This window comes from Chlamydiota bacterium (genome assembly GCA_016178055.1).
GTDB lineage: Bacteria > Auribacterota > JACPWU01 > JACPWU01 > JACPWU01 > JACOUC01.
Genome location: JACOUC010000036.1, coordinates 35,528 through 56,703 on the forward strand (window position 1 = coordinate 35,528; position 21,176 = coordinate 56,703).

The 21,176-nt window shown below is 42.2% G+C and carries 1 protein-coding gene; it reads right to left on the reverse strand.

Translation table 11 applies throughout. The features are described 5' to 3' along the window. Positions 1-43 precede the first annotated feature (43 nt). On the reverse strand, positions 44-21,082 hold the full coding sequence (locus tag HYS07_05670; GenBank protein ID MBI1870667.1) for a protein kinase: 21,039 nt from the start codon (positions 21,080-21,082) through the stop codon (positions 44-46). Between the last annotated feature and the right edge of the window lie 94 nt (positions 21,083-21,176).

A 21,176-nucleotide genomic window follows, 5' to 3' on the forward strand; every position in this document is an offset into this window, starting at 1 on the left:
GCGTATTTTTAAAGTTGATGGTCACAAAAAATGCGGGAATCTGTTACGCGGCGGCGGCGGCGAGTTCTGAGATGGCTTTGAGGTTGTTGCGAGTGATTTCGTCAGAAAGGTTTTTGCGTTCGATATGAATAGTTTTATTTTCTCTAAATTGTTGTGCAAGATTCGGGTCAATTTTCCCAATCATTTCTAACACCTCGGGACTGACAGAATCTACCTGAATATTGATTTCATCATTGCTTAAGAGAATGATGTTAAGATCTTTCGAAATCAAACCTTCATAGAGACTACGATGTTCCATATGAACGATAAATTGAAAGTCTTTTTTCTCCAGTGCTTCTAATCCATATCCAGGTTTGGCAAGTTCAGCCTTAATAAAGTTGAACAGTGCCTCACCCGCTAGGTCCTTACTTTCAGGAGTAAGTAATAAGACACTTCTATTGTTTTCCTCTCCTGTTATGCTAAGCAAGCTGTCAAACTCTGGCCCCAATGCACTCTTTAAAGAATCCTTTTTAATCTGATCATGATTCATGAGCACAATTTTAAATCCCTTATTATTTTTCATCTTCTGAGCAGCTTCTTTCAAAATCTCAATATAAAAATCCGCCTCAGGTCGCTTGACTCCCTTTGCATCGACCAAATTAGCTAAATCAAAATCAACGACGCCTTTTCCTTTACCAAACGACTCGCGGCTGTTCACAAAGAGATTTAAGAAAGCTTTTGTTGCAACACGAAGATGATTGGGTAGCACTCGTATGTTTTTCAGCTCCTCGTCCTTCCATCGATCAATCTGTTCAGATTTGGTTTTTAAACTTAGCTTTTCAGCATCCGTCATTTCATATTGATCAATTTTGGATTTGAAAGTGCTCGAAGGCTCTAATCCATTCAGCTCTTCTCCACTGGCAAGTTTCATCTCAAGCTGCAATCTCCAACCAGCCTCGGCTGCAACGCCCGAGCGATGGGCATTAAGGCTCGAGGCTCGAGGCTCGAGGCTCGAGGTAGAAGACTTTTTCAGGCCAAACTCCCTATCTTCATGATTAAAAATATCATCAACAACATCTTTAAAGTGAATCCGCCCATCAAAAAGGGTTACCGTCGCGGCTTCAATCAAATATTCAATGGGGATGACTGACCAGCGAACGCCATCCACATCTACCGTGACAGAAGAAGCAGTAGAGACGACTCCATCTGCATCCGTCGTTGTGAAATAATAGGGATGCCGCCCCCTATCTGGCGAGTCGTTGCGACTTGCAAAAATAATGTTGCGGTCTGTAAACCATTCTTTGATCTGAGCATCGGTCAACGCCATTCCCCTAACGCTTAAACTATTCTTTAAACGCTCCACATATCCATCAGGTCCCGATTGACGATGTTTAACCTGCTCATAAATATCTTGGGCATTTTCTTCAGAAAAATGACCGGACCCAATGGTGCGGGAGGTGATAGAAGAGGGCATCGCTGGAGCTATCGCAAGTGGATCCATAAGGCTCTGAACCTGAACAGTCTTATCATCCGAACCCTTGCTTCGAATGTTTAAGTTTGGTTGGGTCCTGTCGTCTAAGATATCTATCCCTTCTGCCTGCTCAACCAGGACGCGTGGAACATCTCTCACAGGAACCCTTGAAATCACTCTTCCCATCTGCGAGTCACTGAGGGGATCAGAGATTCCATCCGTCATTTCAAGTAGCCAAGACCCTGATGGAACCTCTTCTGCTACAACGACTATTGGAAAATATAGATGATTGGCAATCAGGCTATTCACCACCCTGTTTCTTCTCTGCCACAGTTGCTCAGGAGTATATCGATTGAAGTCACTTGGAATGAGATGTTCCCACTTCTCAAAATCACCCTCCTGCTCCACAGTAGAATAAAAGGGCTGCAAGGTCCATATCAAACGTATTTTTTTTGCCCTTCGGGCATCGTAAATAAGAAGTGACGAAGAGGTTGTCACTGGATAATTGTCTATCGTTAAAGGTAAAAGTTTTGTCTTAGGCCTTCGTAAATAGACCCGAGAATCGCCCGCATTAATGGTATAGACCATATAGGTTCCGTCTTTTTTTGGGATCACAAGAGACACGGCTGCTGTTGTCCCCATTCTATTGATCGGAAAAAGTTTTAAAAAAATATTCCAATCCTTTCCGTAGAAGAAAGATTCCAACTCATTAATCCGCGCCTCAGATCGAGATACTGCATCAAAAGCCTCTAATATACCCCTTTGATTATCGCGAAAATGTTTCCTTAAAGATTCGACATCACCCTGGGTCGTTGACCCTCTCTTCATCTCCTCGACCCATTCGGGTGTAAAAATTGACGGCTCAGAAGAAAAGGATTTTCTCAAAACTCTTTTGATCTGATTGCGATCATGGGCGCTTAAGGGGATGCGCAACACACGAGAGATGATGTTATCTAAGTAGGACTCGATCATCGATTCCGGCACTTCTTCTAAGATCATATAAGGATTTGGAACTTGGCTCATCTTCTCTATGACAGAGTGGGCCCTTTTAAAAGAGCGAGCAAGGATTGTATAAACCTGATCTTCATCCGAGGCCTCCTCTAATTCCTCGGAAAGGATAGAGGAAATCACAATCTTGGCAAGGGTACTGGCGACCTGCCCTCCAGGACGACCTCCCACGCCATCCAAAACGCCCGATACCCTCCAGCCATTCCTTAAAACCATCGCAAATCGATTGTCCTCATTTCGATCCGGATGCGCACTGGAAGCCTTTGTCAGATGTGAAAACACAGTGGCTTCAACCCTCCATCGGTCGACATCCTGTGCTAAACTCTCAAGGGAAGCTTGATCATTATGAGAAATGTTTGGATCATTGCGGATTTCGAGAATCAATTTTTCAGAGGGCGCTAAACCTTGTAAATATTTCTGGTCGCTTCTCTTCCTAGCCAGCAAAAGATCATGATGGATGCGCTCACCCTTTGAGGCACGGTATTCAGCGGCGACACCCACACGATGGGCTTGTTGACGAAGGTCAATAGACAACTGGTCGATTCGACTGACTCCCACTTTCTTCATTAGCTCAAGCAATCTTTGATATTCACTTCCTTCATGGGTCACAATGCCACTCACCACTCTATCAATGTCTGTATCAAGCTCGCCAGAGGGTTCAAGATAATCGACGGTGATGAGGGTGTAAAGCTGGTTATTCGCCACAAAACTGATGGATGGACTGCGGGCTCCGATGATATTGGTAAGATAGTGAGAATCTCTTTGACGATCACCTCCCGGCATTTCTCGTAAGTCGCTTAACCGAACATAAAGAACTTGCACGTTTTGGGCCAATGCCGTTTGATCTATCTCTTCGAGATCGAGGCCCCACTGGGCACACTGATCACGCGTGTTTGTTTGAGTCGTTTTAATTCGATTTACAAAATCCGTCACACTCAAACTCGTCACATCCGAAAGCTGAATATCCGGGTGATTTCCAACGACATGGGAGTTAAAGCTTCCAGAACCTCCTGAAGTTTCAGTGTCCCATCCTTCCATACCCATTAGACCCCACTCACCCTGTCCAGTAAAGCTCATATCTCCTCCTGCCGATAAGAAGCTGGCCATGCTGGATTCTTCCGCCTTCAGCTTTTCACCAAGGCTAATAATCTCGAGCAACTTTTCTCTCGCTTCCTCAAAATCCATTCTGTTTTTTGCTGGATTCAAAACTTTTTGAGTTTCTCCATCAACAACCACCGAGGAACGATTTGCCGCAAGCTCGTTATGTAATCCCTTCTTTACCCACTCGATCCACAATTTCCACATTTCTCCCTCTCCTCGACCCAGAGGCCTGTTATCTTCCAAAATATTCAGATTAGGCTGTGCAAACAATTTTCTTAAAAACACATTCACTGTTTTTCTAAATGCTGGATATTGTTGAACAAGTACTCTCAAACCTCCATGAACTCCTTTTAAAAATTGGTTTGCATTTATCCACGAAATTTCTTCTTCTTGAATATCTTGATCAGAAAAAGGATCTTTTCCATGACTCAAAACATGAAAAATCATAACAGCCATGCCATATAAATCAGAACGTCTTAAAGGATCTGGATCACTGACATCAACCGGTTCTAAATGTTGCTGAAACATCTGTGTTAATAACTTTTCCGGTGATAAATAAGAGGAACTGCCTGATACTTGTCCTCCATCTTTAGAAAGGTCATCTGTTTTAGACCTTGCAAGTCCAAAATCGATCAATTGGGTCTGAAGCGTTATCGGATCTACGATCACATTATCTTCTTTAACATCATGATGATTGACATCACCGTCTTGAACTCCTTGTAAGGAGTTCAGAAAATTCAGCGATACGCGAGCCAGTTTGATCATGTCGTCCACCGAAAAAGCCCCAGATGATGGAAAATCCTTCACCCAATCATCGAAGGTCACCCCTTCTACCCATTCCATCGCAATAAAAAAGGACTTTTTCTCTTTTTTCTCTACACCTGAAACGAAAGTTCCTTCTCCAAAATCATAAATTGCTGCAACATCTTTACGATGAATTTTGGCTTGAAGTTCAGCCTCCCTCTTAAAGAAAGGTAATTTGTCTTGATCCAATGCCTCTTTAATCAGAACGCGTCTGCCATTCTCATCCTCTGCAATCCAAATCCTTCCCATTCCGCCTTGGGCAAGGTAGCCAACAATGTCATAACGATTTTCGAGCCTTGACCCCATATAGGGATATTCTGATAATTGCTTGCCTTCTAATTTACGAATAGCATCTTGGGCTTCTCCAATCGATAAATCTATACTTGCAATTATATTCTTATGATCAGTGATACGACTTTTATAGATATTCTTATCTAATCCATTTAAGAAACTCTCAGAAAAAGAAGCAATTCGTTTTATATCTTTAGTAATCTCCCATTTTTCCAACCTTGTAAGCATAGTATTCAAGGAGCCTGTGAATGCGGCAGTAAAGGCATCAAAATTTAAAATGACGGTTTTTGGAGAAGTTGTAAGTGTCTGTAAAATAAACTCACAAGATTGCTCAAAGGAATCCAATGTTCTTGGAGTTTGAACACTGTTTAAGTTTTCAAGACCTGCAATTAGAGCAATATAGGCATTGGCTAAATGAAGCTGGCTTTCAAGAGAGGCACCTCCTCTTTGAAGGGATTCAAGATTATTTCTGACCTCTGGTAAAAGAGGAGAAACAAGAGGATTCGTCGAATGATAACTCAAAAGGGCTTCGATCTTCCACTCATCTACTTGATTGGCTAAGCCCTCAAGATCTTTTGCACCTGTTGGAAGCTTAAGTTGAGAAGCAGGTTTCAGAGATTGAAGATATTGAATATTTCCTGTCTTGGCAGCAAGGAGGATGTCCCAATGAATTCTTTCGCCATGAGTCTGAGCAAATTCTGTTCTGACACCCGTCTGATGGGCTTCTCTTCTAAGCGATTCAGGAAGAGCAGCTATCGTGTCTACCTGAGCTTCACCCATCCTCTCTATCAGCTCTTGATATTCCGACCTCTCATGAACGACAATACCTCGGGCAGTTTTTTGAACATCTAAGCTTTCATCAGGCTTATCTTTTAAATAATCCACACTGATCACCGTGTAAAGCTGACCATTCACCACAAAACTGATGGAGGAGCTTCTGCTCTTACCCGTTGAATCCGTGAAATAATGAAGATCTTGAGAACTGATCCGGCCAGGAAGGCCATTTAGAGTTGTGAAGAGAATATGATGGGTTGGGTCCCCTGCTGTGACTGTCTCTAAAGACTGAGCATCAAGACCAAACTTGCTACATGCTTTTCGCATCTCCTCTTGCATACCTTCTAGCTGCTCAACAAATTGAGTATCTGTAAGGGTAGTTAAATCAGAAAGTTGAATGTCCTTATTTTCTCCAATGGTGTGGGATTGGAAAATTGGAGTAACTCCAGAAGCAGAAACAAGTGCTTCCCAACGGTATTGGGTGGGGAATGTCTGCCCTATTTGAGTGATGATAAGGGTTTGTCCATCTTGGCTTAAATTTAAGGAAAACTGAGGTGTTGAAATCTTTCTAGCGTTAGTATCATCTGGCAAGAGAAGATCCGATTCAGCAGTTTTTTTAGCGCGGCTTCCAACTGTGACGACTTTACCTTGTTCTAAGATAAAGTTTTCAACACCCGGCTGCCGGCCAGGGGCAAAAATCTTATCCCCCTTTTTAGGAAGAGAAAGGACAAACTGTCCTGAACGGTAATCTATATGTAATATCTCTTTATCAAAGCTTTCGGGTGCGCCAAGTTTTTTAACTAACCCTTTCACTCCTAAAACTAAGGTTCGGTTTGAGAAGTTGCCGGGTCCTACCGGAAGACTGTCTCCGCTTTTCAATTCATTTATCCATTTTTCTGCTTCTACTTTGACAGCAGATTCAACGAATGGCGTGGGTGGTTTTTCTTCACCCCTAAATGAGGTTCGAGAACCCAAATGTTCTACTTCCAAGTCATCTTCAACTCTTTGGATTCTGACATGTTTTTCTGAAAGAGCTTGAAACAGACGGAGTAAAGTCTTATCATCCCTTCCTAAAATTTGGCCAGCAGTAAGATGATCCTTATTCCATTTACAAAGACTCGTAGAAGAAATTCCTTTCCCTTCAAAAGACAAAGCAACCCCTCCATCCAGTTGGAGTGAAACTCTGACTTCAATCGACTCCTCACTGCGTGCTCCAGGCACTCTAAGAATCAAATCTTTCTTTTCCAAAACACTCATCGGAAAACGCAATAAAGGCCCCGGTTGATCCTTTGCAGTCTTTACTTCACCTAAGGGGGTATTTTCTAGAGGCAAATCTTTCAGTTCTAAAACTTTTCTTTGAGCTGAAGGCTGGACTGCAAGAGGAGCAAATTTTGAAGGCTGAATCACCTCTTCATAACCGGTCATGTCATCATCTTTTGCACGACCTCGTAAAGGATGTGTAGAACCTTTATTGGCAGATGTATCTCTAACTTCACGACTCTTTTGAATCAGAAGAAGAGGGGCCTCTCCAGGGGCTGTTTCATCCATGATTTTATCAATTGAATCGTGGATCGAACCGCCTGGAGTCTCGTCGGGTAAATTATCTCTCAGTCCATCGCACACCCCTATTAAGCGAGTGCCAGCCTTCACTCCCTCAGCTTTTACGATAACAGGAATACATTTCATACCCGGTGTTAGAGAAGTTCCGAGGGCGTTCCTGTTTTCAAAAACTTCTTTAGGGTTTCCTTGAAGATTGCTAGGAAGCAAGTTCTCACAACGATCACAATCACGAAGACTTAGAACGGAGGCCAAGAAAAGTTGAGGGGTGTTTTTTCTAGCCTTATCAGCCTCATCCAAAGAGATAGACCTGTTTCTTTGTTCTTCTGAAGGAATATAATTATCAATGGTCATCACACGTAATTTTTTACCGGGTTCCTTCAAATAAAAACCGGTATCCCCTACATTAATCACGTAAATATTGGAAGTCCCATCAGATTGGGGAACAATGATCGAAGTTCCTCCCGCTGTTCCCATATTTGAAAGGGGGAAAAACGCCTTCCAAAATGCTTCTATAGATTGATTCTCATTGATTGCCCGATCCATTTTCCTATTCATTTCCTTTACAAAATTTCCTATCAATTTTTTAGCATCATCTTGTTTCAAATTAAGAAAAGTATTTGAAAACTGTTTTCCTACCTCTATAGTAAAGAATCTCTTCCAATCATTTAAAACAGAATCTTTTAAAGTAAGAAAATTATATTGTTTATCTACATCCTGACCATATACAGATTTCAGATAACCCAGAACGGCGTTAGATAAAAGATTTTCAATTGAATAAGCAGCAAAATGACTCTTCATCACCCCACGAATTTCCGAGACATCAAATGAAAACTTCAAACGCCCCGGAAGCAAATTCAAAACTTTTTCTAAAAATGAATCCAAAAACTCATCCTCAAAAAGAGGACGGGGAAGACTTGCAACTAATTCAATCGCAAGTTGAGCTTTTTGATAAGCCTCACCCAAAATCGAAGGGATTTGCTCTTCTGAAGCATTTGAAATTTTTTGTTTAAGATATTCGCTCACGACAACTCTGGCAATGGTGCTGGCCACTTCTCCTCCTGCCGCCCCTCCCATTCCATCAAAGACGCCTCCTACAATCATCTCATCCTTCAAAACAATTCTAAAATAACTGTCTTCATTTCGCCCCATGTGTGCATTTGCAGCGAGAGTCGCCATGCTATAGACTCCAGGTTCTCTCTTGACTTCAATCCCTATCTCCTCCTCTTCAAGTGAAAGTTGGCCCGGCTTATCCTCATAAGAAATCGTTAGACCTTCTCTATAGCCAATGAAAAGCTTCCCATCGCTAACACGAAGCGAAACACGACCGATCGGTGTGCCTCCGTTAACCGAAGGAAGGCGAATATTTCTAGTATTGGTATGAGGTCCTAAACTGCCCAAAAGAATTTTTTCTTCTAAAATATCAGTGGCTCTTGATCCCAAACTTACTTCCTCATCATTAGATCCGATCCGAGAAAAATTAAAATTCCCATCTTCGAGACTAACTTTCACAACAACCGAATTTCCTAAATCTGGCGAAGAACCCGTCCATGTCAGAAGAATATCCTGAGACTCTAGATCTGTCAGATTGATCTCTTCAAGTCCGGTAGAAGCTATAACATCAAAGTCATCAATGGCTTGATCTATGGTTTGAGTTCGTTGCTGTGGGTCTTTCTCAAGAAGTTTTCTCAACCAATCGACCCATGGAGAAGGTAAATTCAGCAAGCGGGGATGATGAGGATTTTTCTCGAAAAAATCTACCGCAACAGTATTCGTTAAAACTTGCCGTTTTTGACCTTCGTCAAGAAATGCCTCTGCCCCAAAAGGATTTTTGCCAGTCAAGGCCTCTAAAAAAAGAGTTCCCAGTGAAAATAAATCTGAAGAGAATCGAACGCGATAGCCAGGGGCACTTTCAGAAATTTGATCTATATCTACAATCTCAGGGGCCATATAACCAAGCGTTCCAACTATGCGATGAATCTCTTCATTGACCGAAACTGAGATTCCAAAATCTAAAAGGGTTATCCTTCCCGTCTCCTCATCATAAATGATATTTTCCGGCTTAAGATCAAGATGAACAATATTTGCCTGATGCACCTTTTGAACAGCCAAGAGAATCCTCCTAAAACATAGCAGCATTCTCTGAATATCGGCCTCTTCCAGAGTCTCCTTAGCCCTAAACCTCTGAATGAAATCTTTCAGTTGTTTTCCAGATCCATACTCCATCGCAAAATAGTGACGTGTCCCCCCTGTCGTCGGATCTCGATAGGAACTCTTTTCTAACACCCTTGGGACAATATTTTCACCTTCCGAAATTTTAACTACAGCCTCTTGCATCTCCATTTCACGATTTCTTGCCTGACCCTGACTCATAGCGGGTTCTTGATCTAATGGGACTTTGACAACACACCGTGTTCCTGCGGAATAAGAGCCTTTTGGTTCATCTGATTCAAGAGGTTTAACTAATTCAACCTCGAAGACCTTGGCGATACTTGAACTCACCAATAATCCAAGAATTTTGTACTTTTCTCCAAGCGGTGGCAAATTTTGTTCAGGAAAAGAAGCCATCCAATTTTCCGGGGCTGAATCTTTTAAAAATGGGAATAATTTTTGTTTCATCTGACGAGTTCGTTCAGGCCCCACAATAGAAACAACTCGATCGTAATCAAAATGATTTCTTCGCTCATAGGCTCTTTGAGCAACATTCTCAAAACCCTTCATGATATCGTTAAATGTCTTTTCGAAAATAGGTCTTAATGTTGAATCTAATGTGGCATTAGGACTTAACCGTCCTTGGGTTATATTAAATGCCCGTTGAAATTTAGCAATGGCAAAACCCGTTTGATTAAGCTCAAATTCCCTTAACCCTTCAAGAAAACTAACACTCGCTCGGGTATAATCAAGCATGCACTCGTGTAATAAATCTAAGCTTTTATCTCGATCAGAGGATTTCTGTTTAATCGTAATCCCTGGAGTTTTTTCCCAAAATTTCTTTAGGCTTTCCGATAACTGCATCGCACTAGATTTATCACCCCTTTCAAGAGCTTCGCGAACGACCTGATCGTGCCTCTGAACAAGCCCTATCAATCGCGTGTATGTACTCTGAAATTGAGTCGGATCTTTAAGAAGGTTATTCCACAAAAGTTCACAGGCTTTCGCATCATCTTGCGTTTGAAGAGCGGCTTCAACCGAATCTTGTCCCCTTGCTGAGGGGGAATTACGCGGCGGCGCAAGGGCCGCCATCGAAGCCAGAGGAAGGATCTTAAGAAAATCACTGACCCCTCGTGGCACCCATGAAGGGAGTCTTCCCTCTCGAGCCCGTAAAATAAGACGGTTATATATCGAGTGAATCAACGCAAGACCGATAGAAGCACTGACTAAAGGTGCCACAGGTGCACTAAAAATAAATATAGCTACATCATAAATTCCAAGATAAAAAATGGAAAAGTAGACATAGACGACAAAATAGTTTAAAAATTCTCTTTTAAACGCATCCCCAAAATTTCGATAGCGCTGATCGCTGGGCAAGCGATAGCGATCGATCATCCACAGCACAATCACATGTCCAGCCGAAAAAAGAAACCCGCTCACGAAAAATGCAGTCAAAGCCAAAGGCGCCTGCAAAGAGAAATAATCCACACTTCCATGCACTAAAGACCAAAAGAGACCCGTTTCAAGAATGGGTGCTACCCACGTGATCAGGATCCTTCCCCAGAAGGTCTTTGATGGCTTGATCAGAAATCGCTCACGAAGACTAAGAGCTGCCTCGCTCACTTCTTGACCGTTACGAATATAAGTTCTGCCAGACTCATGCGCGGACATCCAGGCTGTATCTTCAATAAAAACTGGAATCTCTTTAAACTCCCTTTTATAGAACTCTTTCAATAGTTCTAGAGCAATCTCACGAATTTTTTTAGAATCACGGCCTGCTGCCTCCCAAATTTGACCTGAAACTGCAAGTAGTTTTTCCTTTTGTTTCTCTCTATCCAGGTTTCTCATTGCTTCAGGCTCTGGTATGATGATCTGTGTTCCTGTCGGCGAAGAAAGTTTTTTTGCAAACTCCTTGAACAAGTGATGAATGGCCTGGGCATGTCCCTTTTCAATTTGGGGTATGGCCATAGTACCAGTGTCTAAACCGCCTTGCTGACGAACTTGCTCTTTTACCTCTTCAACCTTTTTCCAATATTCAAAAAGCTCTGTTTCAAAAAATCTCATAACGTTGATTTCATCCGGGATGGCCGCTAAAGAACCCAGGTAAGCCGTGTATTCATCGTTAGGGCGTGAAAGCCCCTTGTTCAACAAGTCTGCCAACTCATTCAATTTATGAATCGCTTCATGATAAACGGTGGATAATGTCAAGCGCTCGTCTCTCCCCTCTTTAAGAAGAACATAAACCTCATCCTGCTTGCTCGGAGCAAAACATCTGTAATTATCCTTATTCGTATAATCTGGTCTGACAAAGGCAACCCGAAATTCTGAATAGGGCTCAAGATGAATCGGGATATAAGAGTCTAGGCGGCCCAAAAGAACGATGTCGGACGGGTGGGCATAAAAGACAAGATGATAGGGCTTGAAGAATTGTCTTAAGAATTCAGCGGCTTGTGTATAATTCCAGCTCTTTTGAAGAACGGCTCCCACAGATTCCACAAGTTTGGGATTTTTCCTTTTCATGTCACTGATCCAGGTCTGATATTCACCACCATCCGCCTGAAGCTTGCCTTGAAAGAATTTCAATAACATTGAATAAATCCCTTCTGCTTGAGGCTGGGTATAGGTTGGTCTGAAAGATTCACCCTTTAGAAGAACCTCCCCATAAACCTTCAGGCTTGTCTCAAACCAATCAAATACAAATATTTCACCATCCTTTCCGTCAAAGAACAATTTCCTCAACTGGCTGTGAGCACTTCGATCTTGGCTAAAAAAAGCGCTTTTATCTTGAGAAGAAACCTCAACATTCGAAACGTACTCATTCACCTGACGTGTGAGAAAGGTTGAATTGTCAACGATGCTCCAACTATTTTCTTTAATCAAAGAGCCCCAGGCCAGCACATGAGCCATTCGAATAATATTGGGGCGGCCTTTCTCCATAAAGGATGGAGGAATTTTTGCTTGTAACTCCAAATCTTGCGGCAATGTCCAACGCAGCTTGTGATACCAAGCGGCTTTCAGCTTTTCAAACTGAAGCGCCTCGGCACGTTCGGACTCATTAAGACTCTGATCCATAAAGATGTAATAAACAGGATTTTGTCCATCACTACTTTCAACAGGCAAGAGATAGGCCCCTGTAAAAGATTTTAGATGCTGGCCGATGACATCACTTTCATTCTGACTGTCATAATTAAAAATACGACAAGTGATGGCTTCATTATTAATGGTTTCCGTTGTCACCTCTCCCTGTGTGGAAATAGGCAATTCAACTGTTTTCTCTAGGTTAATGGTTTTCCCAAGACGGAGCGCTACCCTTTGCCCCTGAATCTGTTGCGCTTTGATTAGAATCACTCCATCACCCTCTTTCCCCAAACTATCTCCCTCGCTCCAAATATTCTTACGAGCGCCGCCACCGGTGATATTGGGCGGATTAATCGAGGGAACTCGCAGAAGAGCGGGGGCTAAACTTCCACTGCTTAAGAGGCTTAGGCTCAAAATGACACCGCTCATTCTTCGGGCAAGAATTCCATGCTGCCTCAACCAATTCCAAACGGGATAGAGCCAATTCATCCTTCCTTTAAGTTCTCTTCTCGCCTCATCTCTAAACCTTTCTTCATAGGTATGAATAGAATCTATCGAAAGAATCGGATAGCGATATTTTTGCAAAAGAGGATTGATGAGCCCAGACAATTGATTTTGATAATTAATTCTTGCTTGAATATTTTCGGCCTTAAATGCACTTTCAACAAATCCTGCCAATTCAGTCCCATTCATCTCTAATATTTTCAAACGGCTTAATTGAGTCAATCCTTCAGGTGTTTGACCCGCTTCAAGGTAGGATTGAACTTGATGGGCAATGATTGTGGCTAGAATAAGAGCTTTATCAGTATTGGGATGATCCCGCTCATCAGCATCAAAACGCTCCTCTACACCCGGAAGAGCAAGTAGCTGTGTTTTTAATTGAGAGTCCCTTTCACCCAAAGCAGCTAAAATAATCTGAATGATTTGCCATTCTCCACTTTCATGTCTCAAAACTTCGTCAAATGCTTGACTTGGCTTCCCCTGACTGCAAAGATCTTGCCTTACCTGAATAGCAAGGGCTGTAGCAGTGCCCTCATGCCCTCCATGATGGCCTCTTGGAAAATTTTTCAGAGAAAGAGAAGGTTCTACTGCTTGATCCGTTACAGGATTTAAAATGGGCTGACCTGACCATACAAGAGAAGGCGAAACTTTATCAGTCACAGATCCAGATGCAGCCAAGGAAAGTGGAAGAGCTGAGTCATCACCCGGATAGCCCACAAATGGTTCCCGTCTCATAGATCCGACTAGAGGTATTTCACCTAAAGATGGAGCAACAACCGCAGGCACACTCGCAAGTCTAGGCAAGAGCCCAAGCCGAGATTGAGTCGGAGGTTGAAGCTCACGCATGGCCGTGGGTAAAAGGCCTTGATAAATATTTAGAATGATTTCTCTAGAAAGATCTACCATTGCTTGAGCAATTTGTTCAGCTGAAATTTGTTGTTCTCGTCCTGGAGGGCCACGAACACCTGCAAGTTTATTTAACAAAACAGGAGGAGCTCTTCCCGAAGAGGGTTCTACCCATTTTTGAAGTTCTAGAGCAACAGCCTCACGTGATTTAAGAATACCCTTTACATATAACGCCTTCTTTGCGAGTGCATGAAGTGTTTCCATTCCTGGGCCTGAGAGACCTGCCTTCAATCCTGCATCACGAATTCGAGCCATATATTTGGCAGTCTTCATTAAAGTTTGGATCGGATCCCCCTGATACGACTCTCTCTGGTGCTCAAATTTACCTAAGAGCTCAGTCATGGAATGAAGGTAACGCAAGGGCGTCATATCGATGAATTCAATTCTCTCACCCTCTTTCTGCATTTGATTGACCACATGGAAAATAGCCCCTGTAGAATAGTGAGGATCTTTCTCGAAAAGACGGACTTCCATGGAGAGGCTTAACAACTGAACTCTCTGGGACATACTCAGCGGTATAATATTTTCTTGAGTGACGACATTATTTTCTTCCTTGAAACGAGCTAATCTCTCAAGCTTCCTTCGTAAAATTCGACGTCTGGCTTCTTCTTCCCGCAATCCCTCTGGAATTGTTGGATCCAAATTTGAGATTTCAGCGGCAAGCTGCCCTTGTACTTTTCCATAGTAGGCCTCGGCTTGTGCCAAAAAATCTTGCAAGGAAGGAATTTCCTTTAAAGACTTCCACATTTCATGGGAAGGACCCCCCCCATCGATCAAAAAAGCAGTATAGGCGACCTGAGTCTCCAATAGCAATGCCTGTTGACGACGAAGAGAATCTTCTTGGCGAGAGATATCGATGATCAAGGGGTCTCCATAAGAATTTGCATCGAAAACCTGATAAGAAGAATCTTGAAAGCCCGCCTCTTTCCAAACATCATCAAAGGCCATCAAAATCCGCTCGGACCCTTCATTGAGAATGCTGAGGTCATAATCACTCCCCATTCCAACTGAACCTGTAGAGTTTAAACGGACTTCTCGGAAATTTTTGATTTTTGAATGAACTTTAATCCAAGAATAATTCTGATGAGCCCTTTCTTCCGCCTTCATTAAAAGGGTATCCACAACCGCCTTTCTCTGTCGTTCAAAAGCCTTTTGAAGTTCTTCAGAAAGATTAAATTCTTTCACCCATGCACGAATCTGATCCCAATCTTGCACCTCTTTAAAAAAGGCAAGAAAACGCTCATCCACCCCCTCATCGGTGACTTGGGAAAGTCCATTTCCAACAGAAGATAAAAGCTTTTGAAGAGGAAGAGGAAGCGGCTGATGAATCCTCTGGATAATATTTCCTTTATAAAAATCAAAGTCATAGGTCAAAAGATTTCCCTTTCGATCGGTAGAAGTAAAAAAAGTTTCTTTCAAAACGCCCAGGGCATCGCGAAAATAAGTTTCTGCCTCTACTCCAAACTTCTGAAGTAATTCTGAGCTCCGCGAAAGATTTTTTAAGAGATATTCCAACTCCTTTGAATTCATCATGTACCATGAACCCGCAATGGCGACCACCTCATGGGGATTTTGTTTCCAATGAGACCGGTCTCCCTCTTTATCTTCTCTAAGTTGGCTGAAAGAAATACCTGCCTGACGAAGTTGAATCGCTCGAGCCTCAAGAAAACCAAATAGATCATCCCCTTTTGTCTCTTTAAATTGAGCGATTTCCTCATCTATTTGGAAAACATCGCCTGTTAGCTGGATCATATCTTTTTTGTTCAACAAATTCATATATTCATAAAGATCCGAACTCACATAAACCACCTCTTCTCCTCGTTCCTGACGAACCCAACCGTCTGGTTGCAATGATCTAAAGCCCTCAATACTGAGGGAAGCAAGCTGATCCATTGTAAACCTGCTCCCTGCATCATCAATATAAGCGGTAAACCCCGAAGCCTTACTCATACGAATCCAACGATCAACAGAGAAGAGAGGCGTTTTTTCACGATTTGAGCCCGTCGAGAGTTTGTGACACAGCTCATGAAAAAATGTGACCGCCATCGGCTCACTTGTTCTTTGTTGCTCTAACAGTTGAAAATTAAGTGAAAGGGAAAGAACCGTTTGAGCAAGCCGAGCTACCCCCAGTGAAGACATTCCTCTTTCCGCACCTGAAAAAGCAATAAAGGTACGATAGGCATCCGTCATGGGGCGGGGAAGAAAACTGACGGCCTCTTCCATTTCTTTTATGAAAGACTCTGGAATGGGTGCCTCAATCGCAATGTTACGTGCTCGAGCCTCAAGGTGGAGCAAAACTAGATGATATAAAATAGATGATTTCCACTCTGCTTCTCTTCCCAGGACAAAATTTCTTTGGAGATATGAAAGCAAATTTTGTCCTTCCCGATCTATGCCTCTTTCCTCTTTTTTATATTTTTGAAAGAGAAAATCATTAAAAAGATGGCTAACCATATGATTGAGAATTGCATCCCCAACATCCGGAATGTAGGATAGTGCGATCATCAAAGCCCCTATCTCATCTTGGGTCAGCTCAAGTCCGCCAAGAGGATTTTGGAAAGTGCGGTCAAACACGGAAAGATGAACCGTCCTGGTTTCAAGACAATTTGATACAAATAGGACCAGTTGATCCTTAAGCTCAGGTCGTATAGGTAAAGGCCTCAGCTTTTGTTTGAAGCTCTCTAATTCAGGCCTTTCTACAACCGTTTGTCCCCCCAAAACTTCCAGTTTCACCGTTTCAGCTATATCAAGTCTGCGAGGCTCAACCGAAGGAACCAATATCGCTGAATCCCCTTCCACAGAACGGGCCGGCATAGATGTAAAAATACCGCTGGGTTTAAAAGCAATGGAAACTGGAACAACCTCGCGTACAGTAGAATCATGTTTTCCATTAATACCCTCAACAATTGTGGCTGTACTCGTAAGAGCTTGCTTCAAAGCACTTATTTTATCCTTTATGTTTAAATATGAACCATTTAAAAAATTAATCACTTCCTTCAAAGCAGGGGTCACCACAGCAACATTTGCTTGGTAAAAACGAAGAGCGGCCTCTAAATCAGAATAGCTATAATGTACCGCCAAATAAGCAGCAACTTTCTTTACAGAATCAAGGTCCCCTTCTTCGAGAAGAGGAAGCTGTTTATTTAACCCAACTTCTTTGCCGTCTCTAACATAGACACGAGACAATTCATGAGCCCTCATCCAGCTTGTATCCTCTACAAAATCTGGGACATACCCAAGTCCTTTTTCATCCCTGTAAAACTCTTTCATGAGTTCCAAAGCAATATCATGAATCTTGTTGGAATCCTGGCCTAAATCTAGCCAAATTTTTTGCGAGATAGCCTTTAATTTTTCCTTTTGTTCACTCCTAGACAACCCCTGCAAATCAATAAACTTAGGAATAACAATTGGAATTGCGGTCCTTGCAGAAACTTTTTTGGCAAATTCTTTGAATAAATGATGAATGGCCTTGGAATGCCCCCCTTTATCGTCGCTTTCAACAGCCAAAGTGTTTGAAGTTGATTCACCTCGTCCACGCGCTTGGGCTTTAGCTAATTCGGCCTCTTCCCAATAGCCAAAAAGCTCTGTCTCAAAAAAACGCTTCACATTGACTTCATCAGGAATGGCAATCAAGGAGGCAACGTAAGCCGTATATTCATCATCAGCAAAACTCAATTTAAAATGTGGATTTATCTTTTTTAATAAAGCATTAAAATTATGCAAAGCTTCATGATAACCTGTGGAAAGTCTTAAGCGCTCAAGTTCTTCACTAGAAAGTTCCCGCCGACTCTCGCTATCCTGCAATAGAACATAAACTTCATCATTTATTCCCGGAATTTTAAAACCTCGGGCATTTCCTCGATTATCGTAATCTGGATGAACAAAAAGGATACGAAATGGGGGATGAAGACCTAAACTGATCGGAATGTATGAATCTAGGCGACCGAGCAAGATCGAACCATAAGCTCTTCTACTCTGGAAAACAAAATGGTAGGGTTTAAAAAATTCCCTTAAAAATTCTGCGGCGGCAGCATAGCCCTGTCCTTTTTTGAGGATAATTTCAATATTTTTAAAAAGCTCTGTATCTCTATTTTTGGGGGAAAAGCTTACTTCTATTGAAGGATTTCCACTTTGAAGAGATACTCGAAAGCGGTTGTAAATTTCTTCAACCTCTGCCTGTGTGTAGGACAACGGTTTTTCTACAGAGGATAGTGAATAAGGGCTCTTATTCTTTCCAAGATGCCTTACAATCAAATGACCCTGACTATCCTTCTTTAATGAAAGATGAAAACGAGATATCAGACTTTCAGAATCCTTAATAACTAAATTGAGACTCTTCGGAGAGCTTCCAGCAAATGGCGAACTTCCAACCCGTAATTCTTGATCACCAACCTGAATGACGCTCTCACCAGAAACCACAATGAATTGACCCTTTGCTGAATCATATGTAATAGTAATAGGCGCCTCTGAATAACCTGCGAGTTTGACCTGTAAAATTTTTCCAGATAAGAGATCAGGTGAAATGCGGTAGAATTCTCCTTTCTTCCAAACTCCTTCTTCCAGCGATATAGATTGTGAAAATCTGATTAAGGCTTCTTCCTTCCATTGATCTATTTTTTGGGCCAGCTCACCAAGGACATCCGCATATTTAACAGGCAAACCTTGCTGGACATATTCTTTAATCTTTGATTTATATTCACGAGCACTTTTGAGATTGTCTAAATAAGCCCAATCGCCTCGTTGAGTTGCACTGAAAATTTCATAACGAATTCTTTCTCCTTGAGAAGCTCTATATTCTGCAACCACCCCAACTCGATGCGCATGAAGTTGAACTTTAGAATCCTTAGATTGTTTGGCCAAATTTTCTTTTGTCTCATGGAGAGCGACACCTCTGATCATTTTCATGATATCAAAATCAAGGGCTCTCGCTTCTTTCAAAGACTCTAGGCTCATCACCGTATAAAGTTTTCCATCCACTTCAAAACTGAGGGTCGAACTCTTGCCGCGCGAGCCTTCAAAGAAAACAGAAGTCGAATCTGTCCCCGAACGCAAAGCCCCCGGTAAATCTTTTAGAGAGGTAATAAAAATATTATTCTCTTTAAGCCAATCAGATTCATCTTTTTTCAAACCTAGTCCAGGGGAACTTCCATTCACCAAACCAATCTGTAAACGTTGAAGAACCATTACAAAATCTATCGAACTCAATGAAGTTAAATCCCCTAATGCCAATTCCTGATGCTCGCCCACCGGCTGAGCGGTGGAAAGAGGAATTATTTCCGCTACCGGAGGGCCACTGGCTTCGAGAGCAGCTATATTAACTTCTACCTCAGACAGCTGTAACCCCATAACCTGACTGGTTTTTCCATCGATTAAAAAAGTAGCGAGATTAATTATTAAATTTTTTCCGGGCAAACCTTCAAGAGGAATCGCACATAAAAGCTCGCTTCCTTGTAAAATGAATTTTAAATTTTGAAGATCTAGAGAGAAATCTCGAAGAATAGCCCCTGGCGACGACCGATCTTGTTCGAGCGCAGTCGAGAACCCGCTCTTTCCCATAGCCTGAAGCCTTGCCCCAACAAAATCACCAAAAGATTGTGGACTGACAGCCGCATCAGTTGCTTTAAATTCAGCATAAAGACTTTTTAAAATGGTCGAAATCAACTGAAGTTCATAGGCAATAATCGGAGCTCGGTCTTCGGGAAGGCCTTCAGCATTGGTCATGAGCCAATGCATGAGACTCTTCTGGCTCGAGGCTCGAGGCTGGAGGCTAGAGGAGGAAATAGGAAGAGATTCATTTTCTGCTTCTTCGGTTTGTTTTTTTTCTTTTGTTTCTGCCTCGAGCTTCGAGCCTCGAGCTTCGAGCCTAAGATTTTCCCCCACCCATTTCTCAAAAGGGGTCAGCTCCCCCATCATTACAGATTCATAGCGGTCCGCAGAAGATGCATTAAAATGAGGGATGAAGACAACATACGAGTAGCCCGCCTGTTTCAAGGCTTCCTTTAGAGCTGGAGTATGGAACCCCCCGGTCATCACGGCCCCGAAAGACTCATCAGACTCTTTCAAGCGATTTAACGCCCGAAGCGTCATTTCATGATCCCGTTCAAGCGTTGCTTCATAATAAGGTTCGATCTGGCTAAGCCGATCGGCCAAGGGATAATGGATATCTTCAGCATGCTCTTCTACAGTGTAAGCCCCCGATTCATGCTGAATGAATTTTAAAATTTTTGGAATGAGCTTATCTTTTTTAGAAACGTATTCCTGATATTCAGATTTCTCAATGGAGAGATCTGTAAGGCGATCCAGAAGATTAATAAAGGATGAATAGAGGCATAAAGATTTTTCTTCCTCGGTCACACATTCAGCAAATAAGGTTTCAAAGGCAAGTTTTTGGATTTGTTCAAAGAGGAGGGCATCACTGACTTTTTGCACCGCTTCGAGATAGTTCATGTAGTTTTGGATATTTGGATAAGAATTTGAAATGCTCGAGGCTCGAGGCTCGAGGATCGAAGCAGGCATAGAAAGCTCCATAAACCTCTTCACTGTCTGATAAAATTCTAAGGGGGCAATCTCATTCAAACGATACGATAAAGTCTGCTCTAAAAATTTGGCCATTTCCTCATCACTGGCCTTTCCGTTGACGGCGATGAGAAGCTTTCCCATTTCATTGTGAATTTTCTTTAGATCAATATTTTTCTTGAAGGGAAGCGTTGCAAGATAAGGCTTAATCTCTGAAAAATTTTCAAGATTGATTTTTGCCTTTTCGCTCTCCCTCATGAGACTTCCCATAAAATGCTCTAAATCTATTTTGTAGGTAAGATAGTCATTCAATTCCCTTACAAAACTCTGAACTTCACCTGTATAGACATAATCCGAAAACTGAGCCATTAAAATTTTTAATTTAGCAATATGCTCTTTCAATTCTTTGCGAAGAGAGACCGTATCCCGGTAGGCATGATAATTTTTTAAGTAGAGATGGATATCCTCAATCCCATAAAGTTGAAGAGGCTTTTCTCCATTGATCGCTTCAAACTCAGCACCCGTGAGCTGACCCAAATTGAGATATTCCTCGGACACCTCTTTTAATATTTTTTTATCGGGGAAAGATCGAAAGCGTTGGGTCGAGAGCTCACCCGAGGCGGCTTCGATGTTGATCCTTTTAAGATTATATTTTTGAGCGAGATATTCTAAGAGGTCCACCGTATTTTTCTGAGCTTGAGGATGGGCATGAATATCCTGAAAGAGGAAAACGGTATGGCTTGAGTTCGGCGCTTGATACGTCTCGATCACCCGTCCCAGCTCTGTCGGAATAAAAATAGAGGAAGAATTTTCAAGAGAAGAAATGGACGCCGCTTCTTTAGCCCCTAAAGAGGCGTAAAGGGAGAGGTTGTCCTGAGCCAGAAAGGCCAGAACAACCGTTGAGCTGATAATTTTTTTGAAAAATTTAAAATTAAAAATCCCCATAATCCTTCTCTTGAGAAAAGCATAACTTTTCTCTCCGTTTGATAAAGTAAACTTCTCGACTCTCTCTCGATAAACTCAAGATCACTCGAAGAAT

Excerpts from the sequence above, each read along its gene's own strand:
- HYS07_05670 (MBI1870667.1), bottom strand. The coding sequence starts at position 21,082 with ATGGGGATTTTTAATTTTAAATTTTTCAAAAAAATTATCAGCTCAACG.